Source organism: Rhodococcus sp. T7 (assembly GCF_009872365.1).
Classification (GTDB): Bacteria; Actinomycetota; Actinomycetes; order Mycobacteriales; family Mycobacteriaceae; genus Rhodococcus_F.
This window is the reverse complement of sequence record NZ_WXYH01000224.1, coordinates 1-1,434: the sequence shown is the minus strand read 5'-3', so window position 1 is coordinate 1,434 and position 1,434 is coordinate 1. Positions and strand designations below refer to the sequence as shown.

The following is a 1,434-nucleotide window of genomic DNA, read 5'->3' as shown; positions in this document are numbered from 1 at the left end:
GCCGACCTGGACAAGGCCGCCGAAGCCGCCGCCGTCGGCGCGTTCGGCAACGCCGGCCAGGTCTGCGCCGGTGTCGAGCGCGTCTACGTCGTCGAACCCGTCTACCACCGGTTCCTCGACAAACTCGCGGCCGCGGCGAAGCGGGTGCGTCCCGGTGGCGACGACACCGCCACCTACGGGCCGATGACCCTGCCCCGCCAGGTCGACATCGTGCGCGATCACATCGCGGACGCCCTCACCCGGGGCGGCACCGCGGTCGTCGGCGGTGTGGGCGCGGTGCACGAGCGCTACATCGACCCGGTGATCCTCACCGACGTCCCGGAAACCTCTACCGCGGTGCGGGAGGAGACCTTCGGCCCCACCGTGGTGGTCAACAAGGTCGGGGATCTCGACGAGGCGGTCGAGCGGGCCAACGCCACCGCCTATGGGCTCGGGGCGTCGGTCTTCACCCGGAAGCGGGCCCGCGGCACCGCGCTCGCCCACCGCCTGCGCAGCGGGGCCGTGTCGGTCAACTCGGTCTTCAGCTACGGCGCCATCCCGGCACTGCCGTTCGGTGGGATCGGTGAATCCGGCTTCGGCCGCGTGCACGGCGCCGACGGGCTGTTCGAGTTCAGCCGCGCCCACGCCCTGACCGTCGAAAGATACCCAGCCCCCTTGAAACTGTTCGCGCTCGAACGCGCGGAACGGGACATGAGGATCGCCACCTGGATGTTCCGGCTCCGGCACGCACGGTAACAACGTTTCGAACTCACTCACCCGAAATCCAACCTTCAACGGCAAGGAGGCCCGCCGTGAACACCGAACAACCGACCCCGGCCACCACACCAACAAGCCCCTCGGACATCACGTCCGTCGCCGTGCGCTGCATGGAGATGATGGCCGACGGCGACCGCGCCACGTTCGAGGAACTGGTGCACCCCGACGCCATCAATCGCGAGTCTCGGACCGAACCCCCGGACACCAGAGTCATCGGCCCCGAAGGGTTCTACGCGACCGCGCTGTGGTTACGAGGCGCATTTGCCGAGTTGCACCACGACGTCCTGCACGCCGTGGCAGCGGACGATCTCGTCGTGCTCGATACCGTCATGACCGGCCGCCAGGTCGGGCCGTTCGTGACCTACGACGAACACGGTCGGGTCGACCAGGCCTTCGCGCCGACCGGAAAAAGCTTCTCCGTCCGCCAAACACACTGGTTACGGTTCGTCGACGGCAGGTTGATCGAACACTGGGCCGTCCGCGACGACCTCGGTATGGCACAACAAGCCGGGTGGATCCCGCCGACCCCGGCCATTCTGATCCGAAACGCTTTCGCCAAACGGCGAGCACGCAAGACCACTGCCGCCGGGACAGCGTTCCACTAGGGTGTGTCTCCCAATGATTTGTGGTGTTGTGCTGCAGACTCTTCGGTGTGGCAGACGTTGTTGATCGGTTTGA

Annotated in this window: 2 protein-coding genes; both read left to right on the top strand. The window is 67.2% G+C overall.

The window, feature by feature from the left end; translation table 11 throughout:
• Nucleotides 1-735, top strand: a 735-nt coding sequence (locus MLGJGCBP_RS21245; RefSeq protein WP_160097898.1) for an aldehyde dehydrogenase family protein, incomplete at its 5' end; no start/stop codon positions are given.
• 56 nt (nt 736-791) lie between these two features.
• Nucleotides 792-1,361, top strand: a complete 570-nt coding sequence (locus MLGJGCBP_RS21240) for an ester cyclase (RefSeq protein WP_007300077.1) — start codon at nt 792-794, stop codon at nt 1,359-1,361.
• The last annotated feature ends 73 nt before the right edge of the window (nt 1,362-1,434 follow it).